This window comes from Streptomyces sp. NPDC047880 (assembly GCF_040706515.1).
In the GTDB taxonomy this organism is placed as follows: Bacteria; Actinomycetota; Actinomycetes; order Streptomycetales; family Streptomycetaceae; genus Streptomyces.
Map to the genome: position 1 here is coordinate 30,236 of NZ_JBEZOK010000003.1, position 23,148 is coordinate 53,383.

General features: G+C 70.0%; 17 protein-coding genes and 3 pseudogenes. 16 read left to right on the plus strand and 4 right to left on the minus strand.

The window, feature by feature from the left end:
- The first annotated feature begins 43 nt into the window (after positions 1-43).
- Positions 44-1,948 carry a GAF domain-containing protein gene (locus tag AB0937_RS06040; protein ID WP_366709774.1) on the plus strand — a complete coding sequence of 635 codons (1,905 nt, stop codon included), beginning with the start codon at positions 44-46 and terminating at the stop codon, positions 1,946-1,948.
- 72 nt (positions 1,949-2,020) lie between these two features.
- Here AB0937_RS06040 and AB0937_RS06045 read toward each other — a convergent pair whose 3' ends face one another.
- Positions 2,021-3,409 carry an MFS transporter gene (locus AB0937_RS06045; RefSeq protein ID WP_366709776.1) on the minus strand — a complete coding sequence of 463 codons (1,389 nt, stop codon included), beginning with the start codon at positions 3,407-3,409 and terminating at the stop codon, positions 2,021-2,023.
- A 566-nt stretch (positions 3,410-3,975) separates the two neighbouring features.
- On the opposite strand from AB0937_RS06045, the pseudogene AB0937_RS06050 reads away from it, so the two are divergent.
- The 5 genes and pseudogenes from AB0937_RS06050 (at position 3,976) to AB0937_RS06070 (ending at position 11,319) form a co-directional block, all read left to right on the plus strand.
- Positions 3,976-5,420 (plus strand): annotated as a pseudogene (locus AB0937_RS06050) (MFS transporter).
- A gap of 339 nt (positions 5,421-5,759) precedes the next feature.
- Positions 5,760-6,222, plus strand: a pseudogene (locus AB0937_RS06055) (hypothetical protein); the annotation flags it as partial.
- A gap of 1,366 nt (positions 6,223-7,588) precedes the next feature.
- The gene (locus AB0937_RS06060; RefSeq protein ID WP_366709778.1) at positions 7,589-8,716 is read left to right on the plus strand and encodes a PLP-dependent cysteine synthase family protein; all 1,128 of its coding nucleotides are present in this window, start codon (positions 7,589-7,591) and stop codon (positions 8,714-8,716) included.
- Positions 8,713-10,014, plus strand: coding sequence for an MFS transporter (locus AB0937_RS06065; protein WP_366709779.1), 1,302 nt, complete (start codon positions 8,713-8,715; stop codon positions 10,012-10,014). Before AB0937_RS06060 ends, AB0937_RS06065 begins: the two co-directional genes overlap by 4 nt.
- Before the next feature lie 84 nt (positions 10,015-10,098).
- Complete coding sequence (locus AB0937_RS06070) at positions 10,099-11,319, plus strand: DUF1015 domain-containing protein (RefSeq protein WP_366709780.1); 1,221 nt, start codon at positions 10,099-10,101, stop codon at positions 11,317-11,319.
- Positions 11,320-11,351: 32 nt separating this feature from the next.
- Here AB0937_RS06070 and AB0937_RS06075 read toward each other — a convergent pair whose 3' ends face one another.
- Positions 11,352-11,999 (minus strand): TetR/AcrR family transcriptional regulator, encoded by a 648-nt coding sequence (locus tag AB0937_RS06075; RefSeq protein ID WP_366709782.1) that lies wholly within the window; start codon positions 11,997-11,999, stop codon positions 11,352-11,354.
- A gap of 194 nt (positions 12,000-12,193) precedes the next feature.
- Here AB0937_RS06075 and AB0937_RS06080 point away from each other — a divergent pair, with 194 nt between their 5' ends.
- The 3 genes from AB0937_RS06080 (at position 12,194) to AB0937_RS06090 (ending at position 15,880) form a co-directional block, all read left to right on the plus strand.
- Positions 12,194-13,687 carry a DHA2 family efflux MFS transporter permease subunit gene (locus AB0937_RS06080; protein ID WP_366709783.1) on the plus strand — a complete coding sequence of 498 codons (1,494 nt, stop codon included), beginning with the start codon at positions 12,194-12,196 and terminating at the stop codon, positions 13,685-13,687.
- Positions 13,684-15,120 carry an MFS transporter gene (locus tag AB0937_RS06085; protein WP_366709784.1) on the plus strand — a complete coding sequence of 479 codons (1,437 nt, stop codon included), beginning with the start codon at positions 13,684-13,686 and terminating at the stop codon, positions 15,118-15,120. Before AB0937_RS06080 ends, AB0937_RS06085 begins: the two co-directional genes overlap by 4 nt.
- Before the next feature lie 490 nt (positions 15,121-15,610).
- Positions 15,611-15,880 carry a hypothetical protein gene (locus AB0937_RS06090; protein WP_366709785.1) on the plus strand — a complete coding sequence of 90 codons (270 nt, stop codon included), beginning with the start codon at positions 15,611-15,613 and terminating at the stop codon, positions 15,878-15,880.
- 22 nt (positions 15,881-15,902) lie between these two features.
- Here the strand turns inward: AB0937_RS06090 and AB0937_RS06095 are convergent.
- A pseudogene (locus AB0937_RS06095) lies at positions 15,903-16,415 on the minus strand (IS5 family transposase); the annotation flags it as partial.
- Between the two features lie 74 nt (positions 16,416-16,489).
- Here AB0937_RS06095 and AB0937_RS06100 point away from each other — a divergent pair.
- Positions 16,490-16,876, plus strand: coding sequence for a hypothetical protein (locus AB0937_RS06100; protein ID WP_366709786.1), 387 nt, complete (start codon positions 16,490-16,492; stop codon positions 16,874-16,876).
- A gap of 142 nt (positions 16,877-17,018) precedes the next feature.
- On the opposite strand, the gene AB0937_RS06105 is transcribed toward AB0937_RS06100, so the two are convergent.
- Positions 17,019-17,636 carry a hypothetical protein gene (locus tag AB0937_RS06105; protein WP_366709787.1) on the minus strand — a complete coding sequence of 206 codons (618 nt, stop codon included), beginning with the start codon at positions 17,634-17,636 and terminating at the stop codon, positions 17,019-17,021.
- Between the two features lie 80 nt (positions 17,637-17,716).
- Here AB0937_RS06105 and AB0937_RS06110 point away from each other — a divergent pair, with 80 nt between their 5' ends.
- Genes AB0937_RS06110 through AB0937_RS06135 form a run of 6 tightly spaced genes read left to right on the plus strand, consistent with a single transcriptional unit; the run spans position 17,717 to position 23,147 of the window.
- Complete coding sequence (locus tag AB0937_RS06110) at positions 17,717-18,067, plus strand: NADH-quinone oxidoreductase subunit A (protein WP_366709788.1); 351 nt, start codon at positions 17,717-17,719, stop codon at positions 18,065-18,067.
- Positions 18,068-18,090: 23 nt separating this feature from the next.
- Positions 18,091-19,479, plus strand: a complete 1,389-nt coding sequence (locus AB0937_RS06115; protein ID WP_366709790.1) for a hypothetical protein — start codon at positions 18,091-18,093, stop codon at positions 19,477-19,479.
- Entirely contained in the window at positions 19,472-20,416 is a 945-nt protein-coding gene (locus AB0937_RS06120; RefSeq protein ID WP_366709792.1) for a complex I subunit 1 family protein, read from the plus strand. The genes AB0937_RS06115 and AB0937_RS06120 overlap by 8 nt, the downstream gene beginning before the upstream one ends.
- 18 nt (positions 20,417-20,434) lie before the next feature.
- Positions 20,435-20,998 (plus strand): NADH-quinone oxidoreductase subunit J, encoded by a 564-nt coding sequence (locus AB0937_RS06125; protein WP_366709794.1) that lies wholly within the window; start codon positions 20,435-20,437, stop codon positions 20,996-20,998.
- Entirely contained in the window at positions 20,995-21,300 is a 306-nt protein-coding gene (gene nuoK / locus AB0937_RS06130; RefSeq protein WP_366709796.1) for an NADH-quinone oxidoreductase subunit NuoK, read from the plus strand. Before AB0937_RS06125 ends, nuoK begins: the two co-directional genes overlap by 4 nt.
- Positions 21,297-23,147 (plus strand): proton-conducting transporter membrane subunit, encoded by a 1,851-nt coding sequence (locus AB0937_RS06135; protein ID WP_366709797.1) that lies wholly within the window; start codon positions 21,297-21,299, stop codon positions 23,145-23,147. The genes nuoK and AB0937_RS06135 overlap by 4 nt, the downstream gene beginning before the upstream one ends.
- The last annotated feature ends 1 nt before the right edge of the window (position 23,148 follow it).

The following is a 23,148-nucleotide window of genomic DNA, read 5'->3' on the forward strand; positions in this document are numbered from 1 at the left end:
ACAGGGCTGACGGGCCGGCCCGGTCATGGGGAATCCTGTGAGCATGTCCAGCGATCACGTGCAGTCCGCCGAAGTGCCGTTCCTCGAGCTGCTGGCCAGGGGCGCATCGGCCGACGCCTATGAGCAGCCGGAACTGCTCGCGCGGGCCGAAGGGCGCCCGGCGGAGTGGGTCGCCCTGCTCCGGCAGGCCAAGCCGCTCGCCCTGCGCGTCCGCGCCGAGCTGGAGGGGCGGCGCCGGCGCGAGGCCGAGCTGTCCGCACTGTTCGAGACCGCGCACGACCTCGCCGGGCTGCGCGACCTCGACGCGGTGCTCCAGGCGATCGTGCAGCGCGCCCGCTCGCTGCTGGGCACGGACGTCGCCTACCTCAGCCTGAACGACACGGAGCGCGGCGACACCTACATGCGGGTCACCGAGGGCTCGGTCGCGGCCCGGTTCCAGCAGCTGCGGCTCGGCATGGGGGAGGGTCTCGGCGGTCTGGTCGCACAGACGGCCCGCCCCTACGTCACCGACGACTACTTCAAGGACGACCGCTTCCAGCACACCCTCACCATCGACGCGGGCGTGCGGGACGAGGGACTGGTGGCCATCCTCGGCGTGCCGCTGACGCTCGGGCACCACGTCATCGGCGTGCTGTTCGCCGCCGACCGGCGTGCCCGCGTCTTCGAGCGGGAGCAGATCGCCCTGCTCGGATCGTTCGCCGCCCTCGCCGCGGCCGCCATCGACACCGCCAACCTGCTCGCCGAGACCCGCTCGGCGCTCGCGGGCCTGGAGCGGGCGAACGAGATCATCCGGGACCGCAGCGGCGTCATCGAGCGCGCCTCCGACGTGCACGACCGGCTCGCCGAACTCGTCCTGCGCGGCGGCGGAGTGCACGACGTGGCCGCGGCCGTCTCCGAGATCCTCGACGGGACCGTCGAGTTCGCCGAGGCCGCCGCCGCACCCTCCGCGGCCCTGGAGAAGTCCGGCGCGCAGGGACACGCCGTGCTCCACGAGGACGACTGGATCGCCGCCGTCGCCGCCGGCGGCGAACTGCTCGGCGCACTGGTGCTGCGCGGGCACCCGGGGCTCGACCCCGTCGACCAGCGCACTCTGGAGCGTGCCGCCATGGTCACCTCCCTGCTGCTCCTGGCCCGCAGATCCGCCGCAGAGGCCGAACAGCGCGTGCGCGGTGAGCTGCTGGACGACCTGCTCGACGCCCGGGCCCGTGACACGCGTCTGCTGAGGGAGCGCGCGGCCCGGCTCCACGCCGACCTCGACGCCCTCCACGTGGTGCTGGCCGCGCGACTGGAGGGCGAGCCCACCGATGCCGACCAGGAGGCGGACGCCCGCAGGCGTCTGGCAGCGGCGGCGTCCCACCTGGCCGCGACCCGGCACGGCCTGGCCGCAGCCCGCGACGGGGGCACCGTCCTGCTGCTGCCGCTCGGCCCCGGCGACACGCCGACCGATCTGGCCCGCCGCGCGGCCCGGGACCTGGGCACAGCGGTCCACGCAACGGTCACGGTCGGCGCCTCCGCACCCGCCGAGGACCTCGCCACCCGCCCCGGGGCCGTGGCCACGGCCTACGCGGAGGCCCGCCGCTGCCTCGAAGCCCTGCGCGTCCTCGGCCGCCGCGGGGACGGGGCGGCCGCCGAGGACTTCGGGTTCCTGGGACTGCTCCTGGCCGGTGACCGGGACATCCCGGGCTTCGTCGACCGCACCATCGGAGAGGTCGTCGCCTACGACCGGCGACGCGGCACGGAACTGCTGCGCACCCTCGACGCCTACTTCACCTGCGGCATGAGCCCGGTGCGCACCAAGGACGAACTGCACGTCCATGTGAACACGGTCGCCCAGCGCCTGGAGCGCATCGGGCGCCTCCTCGGCGACGACTGGCAGAACCCGGCCCGGGCCCTGGAGATCCAACTCGCTCTGCGCCTGCACCGGTTGTCGGCGCCGACGCGGCACTGACCCCCCACGGACCCCCGCACGCGGGACGCACGGGGGTCGCCGGCCGCGGCGCGGCCGTGGATTCCTGGTGGCTCAGACGGTCCGGGCGTCCTCCACGGCCGCCGCCCGGCCCGCCTCCTGCCCGGCGGGAACAGCGACGTCGGCCAGGTCGCGGTGGCGGGTCTCCTCGGCCGCCGCCACCGCGATGACCGTGAGCACGGCGGCCGCGATCACGTACAGGGCGATCGGTGTGGAGCTGCCGTAGTCGGACAGCAGCGCGGTGGCGATCAGCGGCGCGGGCGCGCCCGCCGCGACAGAGGCGAACTGGGCGCCGATCGACGCGCCGGAGTAGCGCATCCGCGTCGCGAACATCTCGGAGAAGAACGCGGCCTGGGGCGCGTACATCGCCCCGTGCAGGACCAGGCCGACGGTGACGGCGAGGAGCAGGTTGCCGAAGCCCCCGGTGTCGATCAGCGAGAAGAACGGGAACATCCACAGCCCGACACCGGCCGCGCCCACCAGATACACGGGCCGCCGGCCGATCCGGTCGGACAGGGCGCCCCACGCCGGGATGACGGCGAAGTGCACGGCCGAGGCGATCAGCACCGCGTTCAGCGCGGTCTGCTTGGAGACGCCGGCCGAGGTGGTGGCGTAGACGAGGATGAACGCCGTGATCACGTAGTAGCTGATGTTCTCCGCCATCCGCGCCCCCATCGCGACCAGGACGTCACGCCAGTGGTGCCGCAGCACCGAGACGAGCGGCAGTTTCTCGGCGTCCGCCGCCACGTCCGCCTTGCGGGCCTCGGCCTGCGCCAGCGCCTGCTGGAAAACGGGTGATTCATCGACAGACAGACGAATCCACAAACCGACGATCACCAGCACCCCGGAGAGCAGGAACGGCACCCGCCAGCCCCAGCTGCCGAACGCGGCGTCCGACAGCAGGGCCGTGAGCAGGGACAGCACACCGGTGGCGAGGAGCTGCCCCGCCGGCGCGCCGGTCTGCGGCCACGACGCCCAGAAACCGCGGCGCCGCGCGTCGCCGTGCTCCGACACCAGCAGGACGGCCCCGCCCCACTCGCCGCCCAGTGCGAATCCCTGGACCAGCCGGAGCACGGTGAGCAGCACCGGCGCCGCCGTCCCGATGGAGGCGTGCGTCGGCAGCAGCCCGATCGCGAAGGTCGCCCCGCCCATCAGCAGCAGACTCAGCACCAGCAGCTTCTTGCGCCCGAGCCGGTCCCCGTAGTGCCCGAACACCAGCGCGCCCAGAGGCCGGGCGGCGAACCCGACCGCGTACGTCAGGAACGACAGCAGGGTGCCGACGAGCGGGTCGGAGTCCGGGAAGAACAGCTTGTTGAACACGAGGGCCGCGGCGGACCCGTAGAGGAAGAAGTCGTACCACTCGATGGTGGTGCCGATGAGGCTGGCGGCGACGATGCGCTTGAGGCTGGCGGGGGGTGGGGGAGCGGTCGCGGGGGAAGACATCGGCACCACTTCCTGCTGTTCGGCGGGGACGTTTGTGTGTCGCCATACCTTAGGAACGTGCAGGTCAGAGGCGTATGTGGTGAGGCACCATAGTTCTGAGCGTTGGAGTGCCCGTGCACACCATGGAGGCGCTTACGGGGTGTCGTTGATGGCCGCAATGAGGCCGCCAAGGACGCTGTCTGACTTGCCCTGTTCGGACACGATTTGGAGATGCCGTGCTGACTCCCGTGCTGGTTTGGTGCTGAGCAAAGCGCATCCAGCAAGGCACGCAGAGCGGGAAGTTCGGAGAGTTCCGGACGGCAGTGCTCTGCTGTGGTCTCGGCGTAGGGCATGACGAACCATCTGTGGTTCGGGTCGGCGTCCAGCACGGGCATGGCGTGCGGGTGACCATCGAGGTGGTGGCCGACCACGATTTCACGGCGCATTCGCGCGATCTGCCGCTCAGCGGGAGGCCTGCCTCGCAGTTGTTTCAGGGCAACTGTTACCCCGGTCGGCTTGTGGGTCGCGCGGAAGACATCAGCTTGCCCGCCGTGCGGGATGGGGAGGCGGTCGCAGGGGGTGAACCCATGCCTGTCGTCAATCCCCGGCGCTGGTGGGCGCTGGTCGTACTCGCTGCCGCCCAGTTCATGGTCATCATGGACACGTCGATCATCGGGGTGGCGCTCCCCGAGATGCAGAGAGACCTCGGCTTCTCACAGGGTGAGTTGCAGTGGGTCTTCAACGCATACGTCATCGCCTTTGTGGGCTGTTGCTGCTCGGCGGACGCCTGTCCGACCTGCTCGGTGCGCGCAAGATCTTCAACACCGGCTGGGTCGTGCTGATCGCCGGCTCGGTCGTCGCGGCCGCCGCACAGACGGCCTGGGTGGAGGTCCTCGGCCGTGCCGTTCAGGGCGTGGGCGGTGCGCTGATCGCTCCCGCGGCGATGACGCTGCTGATGATGCTCTTCGCGCACGACCCGAAGGAGCTCGGCAAGGCCATGGCGCTCTACGGCGCCGCCGCTCCGGCGGGCGGCACGGCCGGTGTGTTCCTCGGCGGGGTGTTCACCGAGTGGCTGAGCTGGCCGTGGATCTTCATCATCTACATCCCGATCGGCTTCGCCACCCTGGCGGCCACCAAGCTGCTGCCCGCTGTCGGCAGCCGTCGTGGCTCCGTCGACGTGCTCGGAGCGTCCGCGGTCACCGCTGGTCTGGCGCTCGCCGTCTTTGCCATCGTCCGTGCGCCGGAGGTCGGCTGGACCTCCACCGGCACCGTGCTCCAGCTGGTGGGCGCCGCCGCCCTGCTCGTGCTCTTCTTCGTGATCCAGAAGACAGTGCGTGAGCCGCTGATGCCGCTCGGCATCTGGCGCGTCCCGCGGCTCGGCTCGGCCAACCTGGCCATGGCGCTGCTCGGTGCCGCATGGATCCCGATGTGGTACTTCCTCAACCTGTACCTCCAGCATGTGCTCGGCTACAGGGCGTTCGCGTCGGGTGCCGTATTGCTGCCCATGACCGGCCTGTTGATGATCTTCATGACGGCGATCACCGCCAGGCTGTTGGCGAGGTTCGGTGCCAAGCCACTGATCGGCGGTGGTCTGCTGATCCTCGCGGCCGGTCTGCTGTGGCTGTCCGCCGTCGAGCCCACCGGCACCTTCGTGGTCGACGTTCTGCCCGCCTCCCTGGTCGCCGCGTTCGGCATGTCGCTCGCCTACATCCCGGCCAGGATGGCCGCCATGTCGGGCGCTCCGCAGGAGCAGGCGGGCCTGGCGTCCGGCATCGTCAACACCACCTACCAGGTGGGCTCCGCGCTGGGTCTCGCGGCGCTGACCGCGGTGGCCACCTCGCAGGGAGCGGGCCGGCTGGGCAACCTGTCCGCGATGACGGACGGCTTCAGCGCCGCGTTCATCTGGGCCGCCGCGATCGCTGCGGTGGGCGGGCTGGTCACCCTGCTGGTGATGCGAAGCGACAAGGCGGCCGCGGCCGCCGCGCAGCGGGCCGCCGCTCCGGACACGCGGGGCGAGCGGGCCGGCGTCTGACGTCGACGGACCCTGCTGAAGCAAGCGGATGTATGGCTGTGTAGGTCGCAGACCACCTGAACAACAGGGCCAGAGAGCCATCGAAGGGCCGTCCGATGCCGGGGGACCGGTATCGGACGGCTTCTCCTTTTGGGGCACTTGCCCGTTCCTGCTTCGTCAAGATGTTCTGGTCCACGTGCGCCGCCGAAGCCAAGTCATTTGCTGCGAGTGATGTCGTAGGCGATGCCCGCCAGGATCAGCACCTCCGGCCCGCGTGGTGATCACGGCAGCCACGGCTCACTTCTGCGGAAGCCGGGCGCCGGCTCCGTCCAGGTCCAGAGTGGTGATCGTGCTTGTGTAGCGGATCCTGCGACGTCCGGGTCCTACCAGCCCGCCGCACTACCCGGGCGCAAACACGATGGCGAGGATTGACGAGTACGAGGTGACACTCGACGGCGGCCTGATCCCGGGCAGGGCCAGTGACCTGACGCTGACGGTGACGAAGGACGGCAAGCCGGTCCGCAACCTTCAGCCCTACCTGGGTGCATTCGGCCACCTCGTCGCCCTGCGGTCCGGCGGCCTCGCCTCCCTGCACGTCCACCCGAACGGCGAGCCCGGCGACGGCAATACCGAGTCCGGCCCCGAGGTCTCCTGCACGGCGACGGTGCCCAGCGCCGGCGCGTACCGCCTGTTCCTGGACTTCCGGCGCGAGGGCAAGGTCCGTACGGCAGCCTTCACGGTGCATGCGGGCGGCGTGGTGGCCGAGTCCGAGCAGCCCGCACAGGCAGAGTCGGCCGAGAAAAGGCCGGGGCACACACACTGAGGCGCGCAGCCCTCACCCAGTTCCGGTGCGGGCCGCTCCCGAATGCGGCGACCGGATCAGGTCGCCTGAGCGCTCGCCGCAGCAAACAAGCCATTCATCTGACGAGTTGACCCAGTGTTTCGGCACTGGTGGTCGATCACTTCCAGAGAGCCGCTAGGATCACGGCATGGTTACGGCTTGGTCGTCCTGGCGCATCGTCAGGACCCGCTCTGGTGCGGGTCCGCTGCTGCGCGTGCTGGCCATGGCCGTGCTCCTGTTCGGCGTCCTCGTGACGCACGGCGTGCACGTGGAAAGCGTCCAGGGACATCTCTCCACCAGCGCAACGGCCTTCACCGCACCGTCGGACGGCGGCGTTCGCCATGCAGGCGCCGAGCCGACACTGTCCGCCGCGGATACCGATGATCACCATGGGAGCCATGGGCCGTCACATCCTGGCGAGCACTGCGCATCCGGACAGCCTCAGCAGGCTTCTGCCCTGGCATCGCCCTGCTTTGCAGCGTCGGTTCGCGAATCGATCAGTTCCTACGACGCCTCAACCGTCCGAGGGCCGACCGCTGGTGACCCCACGGACGTTGAATCTCCGGTGGCTCTCAGAGCAGCCTCCGTGGTGCAGCAGGTCTAGAGGTACGCAGTTCCTCCAACCGGCCCGCCGGATGTCACCGGTTCGGCTGGTACCGCGCGACGAGCGTCCTTTCCCGTGCTCATGATGGGGCGTCACGTTCGTCGAAGCCGTCCTGCCCCCACCCATGTCTGCGCCTCACTCCGTCCTTGCCGGAGACGTGGCAGCAGCTCGGAGGACCTGTGTCGACCCACTCCCCTATGCCCGCGCACCCCCTATGGTTCCCATGCGGCTCACCGCTGTCCCGCCGATTCGTCCCGGTGATCCGCGGCGCACTCATGATGGTGCTCGTGCTCTGCGCCGTCCTGCACGGTGTGCCAGAGGAGACGCACGAGCCGGTGTCCGTGCCTGCAGCCTTCTCGGTGACGGCAGCGGACAAGGACCCTCATGGGCCCCACGCTCCACACGGGGCCGAGGAGTGTGCAGCGGACGTGATCGTGCGTACCGCGGCCCAGCCCGCCGAGGAACTTGCCCTCGGCGCGATGGCCGTCGTACTTCTTGCCGTGTCCGTGGTGGCCGGGAGGCCTCTCCTGCGACGTGACCGCCGTAGACGTCGCAGCGCACGCACCGGCCGCCTGGCGCTCGCTCGTACGTCGCGGTGGCGGATCTAGACCACTCGCTCGCAGCCGACCGACTTCACGGCTGCCGCGTGCCCATGGCCTGAGCGCGGACGCATCGTCCGCCCATGACCAGGACGCGCGAGATGAACCGCACCGGATTTCATCGAGCGAGAGTGAACACAAAGACATGCAGTCATTGACCAAGGCCGCGACGCCCTCCGGCCAGTCCGCCCTGTCCGGGCTGGTGGGCAACACCCCGCTGCTGCGGGTGTCGGAGCCGCTGACCCCGACCGGGCGTGGCTTTTGGGCGAAGCTCGAAGGCTTCAACCCCGGCGGCATCAAGGACCGTCCGGGGCTGCACATGGTTGAGCGGGCCCGTGCCCGGGGCGACCTGCGGCCCGGCGGGCGGATCATCGAGTCCACCAGCGGGACCCTGGGACTGGGGCTGGCCCTCGCCGGAATGGTGTACGGCCATCCGGTCACCCTGGTCACCGATCCGGGGCTGGAGTTGTCCATGACCCGGCTGCTGACCGCCTACGGCGCCCAGGTCAACGTCGTCTCCGAGCCGCACCCCACCGGAGGCTGGCAGCAGGCCCGCCGCGACCGCGTGCAGCGGCTGCTGGAGCAGCACCCCGGCTCCTGGTGCCCGGACCAGTACAGCAACCCCGACAACGTCGCCGCCTACACCCCGCTGGCCCTCGAACTCGCTTCCGAGATGGGCCACATCGACGTGCTGGTGTGCAGCGTCGGCACCGGCGGCCACTCCGCCGGCGTCTCCCGCGTCCTGCGCCAGCTCTACCCCGAACTGACCGTCGTCGGAGTGGACACCACCGGCTCCACGATCTTCGGCCAGCCCGCCCGGCCCCGCCTGATGCGCGGCCTCGGCTCCAGCATCTACCCCCGCAACGTCGCCTACGAGAACTTCTCCGAGGTGCACTGGGTCGCCCCGCACGAGGCCGTGTGGACCTGCCGCCAACTGGCATCGTCCCACTACGCCACCGGCGGCTGGAGCGTCGGCGCGGTCGCGCTGGTGGCCGGTTGGCTGGCCCGCACGATGCCGGCGGACGCACGGATCGTCGCGATCTTCCCCGACGGTCCGCAGCGATACCTGGGGACGGTCTACGACGACGACTACTGCGCCGCCCACGGCCTGCTGGAATCGCCACCGGCACCCGAACCGGAGCTGCTCGGCCGCCTGGACGAGAAGGAGGTCACCCGCTGGACCCGGTGCACCACCGTCGTCGATCCCCTCACCCTGCAAGACGCTCAGGGCGCATCGGACGTCGAGTCCGACGCTTCGGAGGAGGACCGGTGAAGGGGCTGTACACCCAGGTCCGGTCGTACGAAGGCAGCGTCCAGCTGTTGATGGTCAACCAGTTCACCATCAACCTCGGCTTCTACATGCTGATGCCCTATCTGGCCGCCCACCTCTCCGGAACGCTCGGGCTGGCCGGCTGGATCGTCGGACTCGTCCTCGGCGTACGCAACTTCAGCCAGCAGGGCATGTTCCTGGTCGGGGGCACACTCGCCGACCGGCTCGGCTACAAGCCGCTGATCATCGCCGGATGCGTGCTGCGCACCCTCGGCTTCGCGACGCTCGGACTGGTCGATTCCCTGCCTGCCCTGCTCGCCGCCTCGGCGGCCACCGGGCTGGCCGGGGCGCTGTTCAACCCGGCCGTGCGGGCTTACCTCGCGGCCGATGCGGGGGAGCGCAGGGTCGAGGCGTTCGCCCTGTTCAACGTGTTCTACCAGGCAGGCATCCTGCTCGGCCCATTGGCCGGCATGGTGCTGACCGGCGTGGACTTCCGCATCACCTGCCTGGTCTCCGCCGGGATCTTCGCCCTGCTGAGCGTCGTACAGATCCGCGCGCTGCCCGCCAGGAGGTCACAGGACGTCAAGCAGCAGGACGGCGACGCCGCCCAAGGGGTGCTCGCCCAGTGGCGCGGCATCCTCGCCAACCGGCCGTTCCTGCTCTTCTCCATCGCCATGATCGGTTCGTACGTCCTGTCCTTCCAGGTCTACCTGGCGCTGCCGCTGGAGGTGCGCCGGCTCGGCGGCGACGGGGAGTTCGGCACGGCGGCGGTGGCGGTGCTCTTCGCCGTCTCCGGGCTGACCACGATCCTCGGGCAGACGCGAGTGACGGCGTGGTGCAAGACGCGGTACGAGCCAGGGCAGGCACTTGTGCGCGGCCTGGCAGCGATGGGGCTGGCCTTCGTGCCCCTGCTCTCCGCCACCGCCGTGCCGGTACCGGAGTCCGGGATCGGGCTGTGGCTGCTCGCGGCGGTTCCGCCGACGCTCACCGCGCTGCTGCTGGCCATCGGCACGATGATCGCCTACCCGTTCGAGATGGACACCATCGTCCGCCTCTCCGGTGACCGCCTCGTCGGCACCCACTACGGGCTGTACAACACGATCTGCGGCATCGGCATCACCGTCGGGAACCTCGGCACGGGCGCCGCGCTCGACGCCGCTCGCGCGGCCGGGATGCCCGCACTGCCCTGGATCACGTTGTGCGCGCTCGGCCTGGCCTGCGCGGCCGCCCTGTACGGCCTGCACCGCACCGGCCGACTGGCGGCACCGCCGGCCTCCGAGCCGCTCGCCGCGACCGTCTGACCCACCGGCCCTCCGGCCCAGGGGCGGGGCACCGCACGGTGCCCCGCCCCTACTGGGCCCTGCCCTCTTCCAGGGAGTCCCTTCATGCCCACTCCTGCGGTGTCCTTCCCCGAGCCGACCCCGTTGCAGCTCCGCCCCTTCCGGGCAGTGCGCTACGACGCGGACCGTGTCGGCGACCCGTCTGAGCTCCTCGCCTCGCCCTACGACGACCTTCACCCAGCCCAGGTCCGCGCGCTCCGACGCCACCCGCACCACCTGGCGCGACTGCTGTACTCGGACGCGCCGCAGGGCGCCGCCCGCGAACTGGGGCGCTGGCTGCGACGCGGCGTACTCCGCCGGGACGAGCGGCCCGCACTGTACGTCTACCAGCAACAGTGTGGCGCTCGGATCCTCCAACGCGGCCTTATCGGCGACCTGTTGCTGCCACGCCAGGCGGGACAACTGCTGCCGCACGAAGACGTGTCGGCTCATGTGGTCAGGCAGCGCGCCGCCCATATGTCAGGGCTACGCGCCCAATTGGAGCCACTGCTGCTGGCCCACCGAGGCTCGGAGTCGACGACCACACAGCTCGTGGACCGCGCCACCCGCCGTACGCCGGTCGCCGTTGCCAGGACCGGACAGATCACCCACACATTGTGGGCTTGCGACGACCCTGCGGAACTCGCCCGTCTGGCCACTGGTCTGTCCGTCGGGCAGGTGCTCATCGCTGATGGCCACCACCGCCACGCCGCCTGCCTCCAGCTGAGCAGAGACGCGGCAGGCCCGTGGACCAGCAGTCTCGCTCTCTTGGTCGATATCGTGACGTTTCCCCTGCGGTTCTCCGCGATCCATCGACTTCTGCCGGCACTGGAACCGGAGAAGGCCGCACGCAACGCGGCCGAAGTGGCTCGGGTGCTCCCGATGCCGCAAGGGCCGCGTCCACCCGAGCCCGGTGAACTCATACTGACCGGCGGCGGAGAGGCCTGGAGCATCACAAATCCTGACCCCCGGGCTCTGCAAGAAGCCCTGGCGGATCACCCCAGCCAGTGGGCGCACCTCCCCGCCGCCGTAAGCGACCACCTGCTGCTCCGCCACGCCTGGTCGGTGCCCGACCTGCCCGGTGCTGTGACGTACCTCCACGACATCCACCAGGCCACGGCTGCCGTGTCCGCTCCGGGCAGTGGCAGCGCGCTCCTATTGCCCGTGATCAGTCAGGACACGGTGTGGGAACTGGCCGGCGCCGGCGTGCTGTTGCCCCGGAAGTCCACCTCGTTCGGGCCCAAGCCGACGGCTGGTCTGGCGATGCGCGTGCTGGGCCTGTCGTAGCGCCGTCTCGGTGGTCTCGACGGGGTCTGCCGCTATGTGCTCTGTGGGCTGTAGTGGCCCAGGAACATGTCGACGCCGCTGGTGATGAGACGGTCGGTCAGGTCCTCGTCGATATGTGTGCCGTAGGAGCTGAAGACCATGTGGGGAAAGACCAGAAGCCCGTAGAACTGGATGATCGCCACCTGTAGGTCGGGGATCACGAGTCGACCTTGATCCGCAAGGGTGCGCAGGGCGCCTGCGACTGCGGGGTGGTGGCTTTCCGTGCCGCGGTGTCTCCAGGCCTCGCCCAGCTCGGGGAAGCGGTGGAGCTCGGCGGCGACGAGGTTGCGCAGGGCGGTGACCTCGTGGTTGGTGCGGACGGCGTGGACCCAGGTGCGGGCCGCCTCGACGAGGGCGGCCCGCAGGTCCCCGGCTTCGGCCAGGCCCTCCAGCGCGGCCGACGACTCTCCGGCGAGCGGCTCGTCGAGCGCGGTCGTGATCACCGCGGTGAACAGGGCTTCCTTGCTGCCGAAGTGGTTGTAGACGGTCACCTTCGAGACACCTGCCTCGGTGGCGATGCTGTCCATACCCACGCCGAAGCCCTCCCGCAGGAACAGCTCGCGGGCGGCCCGCAGGATGGCCTGCCGCTTGAGCTCTGCGCGGGGCCCGCTGGGGGGCCGTTTGACGCTGTCCACGCTCATGACCTCGACCCTAGCACTCAGCTGAACTGAACTGTTGAGTTCATATGAACTGAACGGTACGGTTCAGCTGGGAGCGCCGGTCGAGCAAGGCCGTGCGCGCGAAAGGGGAGCCCGTGCCTTCTGTGACTCATCCGGTGACCGCTTCACCACAGACTGGCGACCCGCCGGTCCGGCGATGGCTCACCCTCGCCGTCGTGAGCGTGAGTCTGCTGGTCGTCGGGCTCGACACCACCGTGCTGAACGTCGCCCTGCCGACCCTCGTAGGTGAGCTCGGCGCCTCCACCAGCCAGCTGCAGTGGATTGTCGATAGCTATGCGCTGATGTCCGGCAGCCTGGTGCTGTTCTGCGGCAGTCTGGCGGACCGGCTCGGCCGCAAGTGGATCTTCATGTCGGGGCTGGCGCTGTTCACGGTGGCGTCCGTGGTTGCCGCTTATGCCGGCTCGGTCACCACCCTCGTGCTAGCGCGTGGAGCCATGGGTGTCGGCGAGGCATTGATCATGCCGGCCACGCTCGCCGTCATCGGGAACGTATTCCCGCGCGGCGCCGACCGCACCAAGGCGATCGGCATTTGGTCGGCGGCCGTCGGTGTCGGGACGGTGATCGGGCCGATGGTGGGTGGCTGGCTGCTGAGCCACTACTGGTGGGGCTCGGTGTTCCTGATCAACCTCCCCATAGGTATCGCGGGTCTGATCGCCGCCGCCCTCGTGGTGCCCGACTCTCGCGCCCCCGAGAGCGGACGGCTGGACCCGGCCGGGGCCCTGCTGTCCGTCGTGGCCGTGGCGAGTGTGCTGTGGGCAGTCATCGAGGGGCCCGACCGCGGCTGGACGAGCACCGCAGTGCAGGCCGCCTTCGCGGCGGGCGCCCTCCTGCTGGCCGCCTTCGTCGCCTGGCAGCGCAAGTCCGCCTCTCCGATGCTGCCGCCTCGGATCTTCCGGCACCATGCGCTCCCGGCTGGTGACTTGCTGGTCCTGCTGGGAGCGTTCACGCTGATCGGCACGCTCTTCGTGGCCGTACAGCACTTCCAGTTCGTACTCGGGTACAGCGCCGGGCAGACGGGGGTGCGGCTCGGCCCCGCCGCGCTCGCCCTGCTGGCCGCCGGCCCGCTGGCGGGTGTCCTCGCGCCGCGCCTCGGCATGCGCACGGTGTCGGCCGCAGGGCTCGCCCTGCTCTCCGCCTCCGCCGCGGTGCTCGCCACCATCGAGGCAACGGACGGCTACGACCGGGCGCTTGTGGCGATGCTCCTGCTGGGAGCGGGCGCCGGGTTCGTCATCACTGCCACCAGCGACGCCATTGTCGGTTCGCTGCCGGAAACCGACCTTGGCGTGGGCTCGGCCACCAACAGCGCCGCCCTGCAACTCGGAGCGGCGACCGGAGTCGCGGTCATGGGCAGCCTGCTCTCCGACCGCTACCGCAGCGGACTCGAAGCCACCCCTGTCCCTGTTCCCGAGGAACTCCTCGAATCCGCCAAGGACTCCCTCGGCACCGCGCTCGCACTCACCGAACGCCTGCCCGGCGAGGCCGGAGCCTCGTTCGCCGAAGCTGCCCGTCGTGCCTTCGTCGACGGCATGGGACCAGCGATGTTCGCCGGAGCCGGCGTCACGGCGGCAGGTGTGCTCCTTGCCCTTCTCCTCGCGCCGTCCCGAGGCGCGGACACGACCGGAACAACGCACCAGAAGGACTCGTCATGACCCACTCCGCAGCCGGTGCCCCGCACACGGCCGAACACGACACTCCTCCGCCCGCCGACCCGCGCCGCTGGGCAGCCCTCGCACTGATCTGCCTCGCCCAGTTCATGCTGATCCTCGACGTCACCGTCGTGAACGTCGCCCTGCCCGACATGGCGGCCGACCTCGGCCTCGGCCGGGAGACGCTGACCTGGGTGGTCACCGCCTACACCCTCTGCTTCGGCGGGTTGATGCTGTTCGGCGGCCGACTCGCCGACGCTCTCGGCGCCCGCCGGACCCTGCTCGTCGGCCTCGCTCTCTTCACCGCCGCCTCACTGGCCACTGGTCTGGCCCAGAGCGCCCCGGCACTGCTCGGTGGCAGGATCGGCCAGGGCGTCGGCGCGGCCTTGCTGTCCCCGGCCGCGCTGTCCATCGTCACCACGACTTTCCACGGTGCGGAACGCAACAAGGCCCTCGGTGTCTGGGCGGCGATCGGCGGCACCGGTTCGGCAGCCGGCGTGCTCCTCGGCGGGGCTTTGGCCGACGGTCCCGGCTGGCAGTGGGCCTTCTTCGTCAATGTGCCGGTCGGACTGGCCCTGTTGGTCGCCCTGCCCGCCCTCGTGCCGGCCCGGGCCCCTCAGCACGCGCGGCTCGACGTACCTGGTGCGCTCCTCGTCACCACGGGTACGGCCGCCCTGATCTTCGGCCTGGTGAAAGCGGGGGACGCCGGCTGGGCGGACGCCTCGACCCTGCTGCCGCTGGCAGGTGCGGCGGTCGCATACGTGGCCTTCGCGGGGGTCGAACGGACCAGTCGCGCCCCTCTGATGGACCTGCGGATGTTTGCTCGGCGGCCGGTGCTGGCGGGAGCGTTCTTGATGTTGATCGCCACGGGCCTGCTGATCGCGTACTTCTTCCTCGGGTCGATCTATCTCCAGCACATCCGCGGCTTCAGTGCACTGAAGACCGGCGTGGCCTTCCTGCCCGTCGCGGTGGCCACCGGTATCGGCGCCCACCTCGCCTCCCGGCTCGTGGGCCGGGTCGGCAGCCGTCCGACGGCCGTCGCCGGGATGGCCGTCGCGGCCGTCGGCACCATCCCACTGACCCGGCTGTCCGAGGCCGGCGGTGTGTACGGCGGGCTTCTGCCAGGCTTCGTCATCGCCTCCCTCGGCCTCGGCGCGGTCTTCGTCACCGCCACCACGACCGCTCTGGCCATGGTCGGGCACCGGGAGGCAGGGCTCGCCTCGGGAGTCGTCAACACCTTCCACGAGGTGGGTGGCTCGGTCGGCGTCGCCGTCGTCTCGACCGTGGCAGCCTCGGGCTTCGAGCGTGGCTCGGTGGAAGGCTTCGGCGACGCGTTCACGGTGTGCGCCGTGGCGGCCGCGATCGGCGCCGTCGTGTCCCTGGGGCTCGTCCCGCCAGGCAAACCGCAGTCGACCGGCGGCCCGCATGTGCACTGACCAGAGCTGGTCGTGACAAGAGCAACCAGCGCTGAAGGTCCTCGTTGTGCCGGGAGCCATCACGGCCCAGCTGCGAGACGGCTCCCGGCACAGACTTCCGACTCAGTGGGCATGCTTGAGACTCTTTCCTCTGTAGGTCGGAAAGGCGTTGCCGGACGTCACGCAAGACGGCAGGTCACTTCTTCAATTTTGCAGTATTACCGCAGATATGACGACGCGAGCATGGGATCGATCCTTCTTGAGTAAACAGGTCCTACGTCTGTTGAAGCGTCACCAAGTCCTAGGGTGCCGACTATGGCGGATCGGTGCCGAAGATAACGCTCCTTCCTTGCCGCCGAGCCTGAGTGCCGCCGCAAGGAGTCGTGCTCGCGTGATTCCTTGCAACGGCTTGCAAATCCAGGATGAGCAGCAAGATTCTCGGACCTGAGACGCTTCAAGCGGCCATTTGGACATCGTTGCATTTGGTGTTGGCCGGTAGGCTGCAGCCGAGATGAGCGGGGAAGACAAGACCGAGACCGCCTGCCGGATCTGCGGGTACGACGACGGCGAGGCAGTGTTCAACGAGTACGGCGTCCCGGAGTACGTCATCTGTCCTTGTTGCTACAACGAGTCCGGCATCGGTGACGACAACGTGACGCAGGTCCGCGAGCTGCGCGGATACTGGGTCGCCAGTGGGACCCTGTGGCATGACCCGAAGTTCCGGCCGGACGGCTGGGATCTGCTGAAGCAGCTCGCCAACATTCCGCCCGAGTGGCGCTGACCTGGAACGTCGGCCGGTGCGGCTACCTGGCGAGTCGGCGGCAGCAGATGAGGGCTGCGGCGATGCCGGCGAAAGCGAGGAAGTGCTCGGGCTTGCGCTCGTAGCGGCGATGCAGGCGGCGAAAGCTGCCCAGCCAGCTCACCGTGCGCTCGACAGTCCAGCGGTGCCGCCCCAGGCGGGAGGAGGAGTCGATGCCCCGGCGGGCGATGCGGGGTGTGATGTTGCGGGTGCGAAGCCATTTCCGCAGGTAGTCGTAGCCCTTGTCGGCGTGGAGCTTGGCGGGCCGGCGCCGCCGGGGTCCGCGGCGGGATCGGATCGGCGGTATGCATCGGACCAGAGGCTCAAGTCCCAGACCGTCGTGGGTATTCGCCGCGGAGATCCCAATGGAGAGGGGCAGTCCGGACCGCTCGGTGATCAAGTGGATCTTTGACCCTTTCTTGCCGCGATCTACGGGATTCGGACCGGTCAGTGCCCCCCCTTTCATCGCCCGCATGTTCACCGAGTCGATCGCGCACCGGGACCAGTCGAGGTCGCCTGGTGAGGGAGTGGAAGAGGGCGAGCCGTGGCGGAGCGCCGGCTTCTACGACCCGGATGCCGATCCCTTCCGAGGTGAGAGCGTCTCGGATCGGCAACCCCCACACCCCCTTCCGCGACCCGTTCGTCTACCTGATCCGCTCGAACGTGGACCGTCTCTTCGTCATGTGGCAGTACGAGGATCCGGCCGCCCGGCTCAACCCCGCCACGGTATATGGGGACGATCCCGGCAACCCTGAGTGGTACGTGCGCAGGCTCCAGCCCTGGGACGGCTCGGGGAGGACGCGCCCCTGGGTGCGACCGGAGAGTGAGCGGCTGATCAAGGACTACCGGCACCCCAGCATCGTCAACCCGGCGCAGTACGACACCCTCCAGCCGGTGGGCGACGGCCTGCTCATGGCGCAGCAGCTCCACGAACTGCGCCAGGCGCTTGGGACTCCGCCGCTCTTCATACGACCCTGAGCCACGCCCATCACAACCACTAGCCGGCATGTGCGCTGTCCGGGGCTGATCGCGACAAGAGCGACCAGCCCTGGACGGTCCTCGGTGTGCCGGGAGCCGCCACGGCTCAGTGCGAGACGGCACCCGTCCACAGAATTCCGACTCAGTGGGTGTGCCCGTCTTCCGCGTGACTGTCTTCCTCCCCTCCTGCTCCACTTCCGGTGCCTTGAATGCCGGGTGAGGCATCGGGAGCCTTCGTGCCGGCGCCCCCGCTGTGGCCTTCTTCGGTGTGGTTCTCCTCCGTCTTCGCCGTCTCCGGCTCGCTGCTGCTCTCCTCGCCGTGACTGTGGCCGCCGCCCACGGACTCCGCGGCCATGTCGGAGGCGGTACCTCGCAGCCCGAAGAACGCCATCGCTGCGGTGACCAGCACCAGTAGCCCGGTCGGTCCGACGATGCTGCGCCAGCGCGTGCTGTCGTGACGCAGCACGTACGCCACGAAGGACAGTGCCAATCCGAACGGAATGAGCATCGCCGCCCGTTCGGGGAAGTCCTCGAAGTGCTGCAGCCCGCCGCTCAGCATGCCGATACCGAAGGAAAGCGCCAACGAGGACAGGACGATCGCGACCACTTTCGAAGCGCTGGGCCGCTGCCGCTTGAGCACGAACTCGTTCAGCACGGTCGCGAAAAGGAAGACGCCGGCACCGATCAGGGCGATTGTCGTGTACCGGTCGGGGTCGAGCGGATGGTGGACCACGGCGCCGCTGATCAGACCCGCCCCCACGAACTCTAGGCGCCGCCTCCCGGGCCGGAACCAGCCGGTCGCGCACCATAGCGAGGAGACGAGGACGGAGGTCGGGCGCGATGGACGCATGGCAACCGATGCTGGTGCTTCTTGGCGTGGTCGGGGCCGGTCTGGCTGCCCTCTACGGGCTGAGCCTCTGGCTGGCGGCGGCGCGGGCTCCTCTCGAAACCGGTCCCTTCACCGGGGGTCTCAAGCCGGGGGAGCACGCCGCGTCGCGGTTCCATGTGCGCTGGTACCCCGTCACCATGATCTTCCTGGCCTTCGACATGGAGATGCTCTTCATGTACCCGTGGTCAAAGGTCGTCTCGGAGGTAGGCACCCCGGCGGTCGTGGAGATGTTCCTCTTTCTCGGCATCCTGTTCGCGGCGGTGGCATACGCCTGGCGCGAGGGGGCTCTGAGGTGGACCTGAGAGGCGCTCTTCGGCGTACGGCGATGAACCGCCCCGCGGTGCTGGCGGTGACGTTGCCCGGAGCGACAGAGCTCCGGCTGGAGGCCGAGGCGGAGGTACGTCGGCGGGGATGGCCCGTCGTAGATGCTCCCGCAGCCGCGAATCTGCTGCTCGTCTGCGGCGTCCCGGCGCCCGAGGATGCGGAGTGGTTGGACGGCATCGAACGGTCGATGCCGGAGCCCGCCCAGCGCTTCGTGGCAGGTGAGCGTGGGCGGATCGGCGCCGCGCTCGACGTGGCTCGGAAAGACCTGATGGTCAGGACGGCGACTCGACGCGAGGCCGACGTGGTGAACGAGCCTGGTGCTCGTGGGCACGGCGGTCGAAAGGGCCACGGTGACGGGCACGGCCGCGGCACGCACCACGACAGCTGGCCGCCTGAAGCATCCGACGATCAAAGTCATGACCACCCCCGCATGGACCACGGCCGGAGTGACCATGCCGCTCAGCCCGGCCACGAGGAGCATGGGCACCACCAACCCGCTGACCACGGGGCGCGCATGGACCATATGGATCACATGGGTCACGAAGGCCATGGCGACCATATGGATCACATGGGTCACGACATGCACGCCATGGGCGAGGTGGCAGGTCTTCCGATGGCCTTGAGGGGCGACGACCGAGATGAGCTGAGGCTCGACCAGCTGCATGTACCGATCGGTCCCGCGCTGAGCGACTGGCCGACGGGGCTCATTCTCCGTCTCACCCTGCAGGGAGACGTCGTGCAGGTAGTCGAGGTGGACCACCTCCCACTACCGCCCGGCCATCGGCTGCCCTTCTGGGGCGAGCCGTGGTTGCGGGCAGCACAGCGTGAGGAGGTCACACGGGGAAGTGCGGCCCGGCGGCGCTGTGCCGCGCATCTGGACAGCGCGGGACGGCTCCTTGCCGTCGTCGGCTGGGACGACGTTGCGGCGCGGTGCCGTCGGATGCGGGACGAGGTGCTGTCGGGGGCGTCGCGTGAGGGGATTGATGGCGATCTGCGCCGTACGGTTCGCAGAATCGGGCGGTCCCGGCCGCTGCGCTGGTCGATCGCCGGACTGGGGGAGTTGCCGGCGGACAGGGCGCGGGCGGCCGGAGTGACCGGACCCGCGCTCGCTGCGGACGGGGACGCGTACGACCGTCTGCTGATGTGGCTGAGCGAGATCGAGCGCGGCTTCGAAGAGCTTGACGACGCGCGGCCGTTGACGCCGGATGACCGGTCCGGCCCGCGTGGCCGGCTGGACAGGCCGCAGCCGCCGTCGCGGGCGCTGCTCGACGTCCTCCCCGAACTGCTGACCGGCGCCGAGCTCGCCTGCGCTCGGATCATCGTGGCCAGCCTGGACCCCGACCTCGACGAACTCTCCCTCGCGCCCGTGTCCGGAGCGGCCCGTGCCTGATGCAGCGCCCCTCTGGGCGACCGTCGTCCTTCCCGTCGCTTTGGCCGTGGCGGCCGCGGTCGCGGCCGGTTTCGACGCGGTCCTGTCCGGGTCAGCCGAACGCGGGCCTGTCGGGAGCGTCCGGGAGGCCGGGCTGCGGGCGCTGGCCCCCTTACGCGAAGCCCTGCGGTTGCTCGTCCAGCAGCCTCGTCGTACGACGGCCGCGGACCGGCTGCTCGGAAGGTTGGGCGTGCTTTTCGTCCCAGTGGCGGCCGTGCTCGCGGGTGCCGTATTGCCCTGGGGCTTCCGGGCCGTGAGCGATCCGTCCGTCGGCATCGTGTGGTTCAACGCGATGGAGGCGCTGGCCTGGGCGGCGGTGTGGATGGCGGGCTGGGGACCGAACTCGGCGCTGTCGCTGATCGGTGGGTACCGGTTCCTGGCCCAGGGCCTGGCGTACGAACTGCCGCACATGTTCGCGATCACCACGGCGGCCCTTGGGGCTGAGTCCCTGCGGGTGGGTGACGTGGTCGCGGCACAAGACGGCCTGTGGTTCGCAGTATGGATGCCGGCCGCGTTCGTCGTCTATCTGCTGAGTGCGCTCGCGATGGCCTTCTGGGGGCCGTTCGAGTACCCGGTGTCGCGGGATGCGGCCGGTGGTGCGGCCGCCGAACTCGCGGGCGTGGACCGGCTGGTGTTGCTGGGCGGACGGTGGCTGCTGTTGGTGGTGACCGCCGGATTCAGCGTGCCGCTGTTCCTCGGCGGCGGACACGGCCCGTCGCTGCCCGGCTGGGCGTGGACGCTGATCAAGACCGCCGCAGTCCTGGCGCTGCTGGTGGCCGGGCGTCGGGCACTGCCCGTGCTGCGGATGGAGCGGTACATGGAGGTGGCCTGGATGGTGCTGGTACCGCTGACGCTGCTTCAGGCGCTGTTCGTGGCTGTCGTCGTACTGAACCGATGAGAGGGAGCTGCGCCGCCGATGCTCGATGACGTGATCTTCTGGGTGCTGGCTCTGCTGGCCGTGGCCGCCGGAGGCATGGTGTTCCGGTTCGACTCCATGGCCCGGGCGACGTACGCGCTGCTGACCTCGCTGCTCTGCGCAGGCGGCGAGGTGCTGTTGCTCGGGCTCGACTACCTCGGCGTCGTGATCGTGCTGATGATGACCATCGAGATGGCCATCATGGCCGTGTTCATGGTGATGTACATGATGAACCCGGCCGGACTCATGCCGATGACCATGGTCCACAACAAGAAGGGCGCGGCCGCGATCTGCGCGGCCGTCTTCACCGTCCTCGTCGCCGGGATCCTGCTCGCCCCGTGGCCGTCCCGGCGCGGCAAACCGTCGCCCGATCCGACCATGGACCTCGGCCTGTCGCTGATGGGTCCTCAGATGCTCACCATGATGACTCTGGGCCTCGCCCTGTTCGCCACGATCGTGGCGACCGTCGTCCTGGCCACTCGTCGGGGTCGCTACGACCGCTTCGGCGACGACCTGAAGGCGCGGACCGCCGACGACGCGGTACGGGGAGGGGTGGGCCGATGAGCCTTGAGCTGTTCCTGTTGCTTGCTGCTGCGCTGTTCAGCATCGGCCTGTTCGGCGCGCTCACCCAGCAGTCGATCGTGATGCTGATGATGGGGCTGGAACTGATGCTGGGCGGCATCATCGTCGGCGCTGCGGCCGTCTGGCACTACATCGCCCCGGCCGCCGCCGACGGGCAGGTCCTGGTCGTCCTGGCGGTCACGGTCATGGCGGTGGAGATGGCCATCGGGTTCGCCGTGGTGACCGCGCTGTTCCGATCCCGTGAGGTCGACATGACCGACATGGCGGCGGAGTTGAAGGAGTGAGCGCGCTGCTGTGGGCGCTCGTCGCCCTGCCGCTGACCACGGGGACGCTGCTCGCGGTCCTCGGCCGCCCGGCGGACCGGTACGCTCCCGCTGTCGCCGTCGGCACGACGACCGCCGCCCTCGGCCTCGCCGTCACGGTGGCGTTCGAGCACCCTCGGGTCGAGGCGCCGCTGCTCGAAGGGCTTCCCGCCGGACTCGCGGTCGACGGGCTGTCGGGCCTCATGGTCGTGACCGTCACGGCGGTGACCGCGGCCGTCCTTCTGTTCAGCGTCGCGGACATCGGGCCGGGCGAGGCTCGTGCCCGCTTCTTCGGGCTGATGCTGCTGTTCAGCGGCGCGATGCTGACGACGGTGACCGCGACCACACTGACGGTTCTGCTGATGGCGTGGGAGGTGATGGGCGCCACCTCCTGGGCCCTGATCGGCTACTGGTGGCGCGACCCCGAGCGCGCCGATGCCGCCAGCACGGCCTTCCTCACCACCCGCGCCGCCGACCTCGGCCTTTACCTCGCCGCCGGGGCGGCGCTGGCGAGCGGGCAGGTCGGCTCACTCGCACTTGACGAGCTCCCGGACGAGACCGGCGCGTGGTCGGCGGTCATCACCGCCGGCGTCATCGCGGCCACGTTCGGCAAGTCGGCCCAACTGCCGTTCAGCTTCTGGCTGTCTCGGGCCATGCAGGGCCCGAGTCCGGTCTCCGCGCTGCTGCACTCGGCGACCATGGTGGTGGCCGGCGCGTATCTGCTGCTGCGGCTGGAGCCGCTGCTCGCGCAGTCCGGATGGGGCGGGCCCGTGGTGGCGTGGACGGGTGCGGTGACGGCGGTGGCGCTCGGCCTGGTCGCCGTCGCGCAGACCGACCTCAAACAGCTGCTCGCCGCCTCGACCTGCGCACAGATCGGCTTCATGGTGCTCGCCGCCGGGTCCGGTGCGGTCACCGGCGGAACCCTGCAACTCATCGCGCACGCCGCCGCGAAGAGCCTCGCTTTCCTCGTCGCGGGCGCCTGGCTGACCACCCTCGGCACCAAGGCGCTGCCCGCCCTGCGGGGCGCGGCCCGGCGGCACCGTACGGCCGGGATCACCTTCAGCGTCGCGGCCCTGGCTCTGGCCGGCGTCCCGCCCTTGGCGCTGTGGGCGGCGAAGGACGTACTCCTCGCCGGCGCCCTCGAGGACAACGTGACGCTGTACCTTGTCGGGCTCGCCGGCGCGGTGATCTCCGCCATCTACAGCGCCAAGGCCCTCTGGTTCGTCTGGCAACCCGTTCCCGTCGCGGACGGCCATGAGGAGCCACTGCCGTACGTGACCCGGCTGCCGCTGGTGGCCCTGGCCGTCGCCTGCGCCGCCCTGACGGTCACGTCCTTCCCGCCTGTACGCGACGCGGTGGAGCGGGTGCTCGGCAGCGAGGAGCAACCGACCCCATATGCATGGGAGTTCGCTCTGTCCGGCGCGCTCGCGGTTGCCGTCTCGGCCGTGATCTGGCTTCGTGGTCCTCAACTCCTCACCCTCCCCAGCCGGATCACCGTGCAGGCGTTGGAATGGTTTCGTCTGGAGACCGCCGCGCGCACGCTCCTCGTACGTCCGGTGCTGCGCCTCGCCGACGCACTGGCGGCCTTCGACGACCGGGTGCTGGACCGCGCCGTCGAGGACACCGCCCGCGGATCGGTGCGGCTGGCCCAGTGGACCAACGCTCAGGCGGAGCGGCTCGTCGACGGCGCTGTGGAGGCCGTGGCTGGCGGTGCCCGCACGCTCGGCCGCCTGGCGCGCCGGCCGCAGACCGGGCAACTGCACCAGTACCTCGCCCAGGCGGTCGCCGCCTTCACCGTCCTCGCCGTCGTCCTCGTCCTCGTGAGGTGAC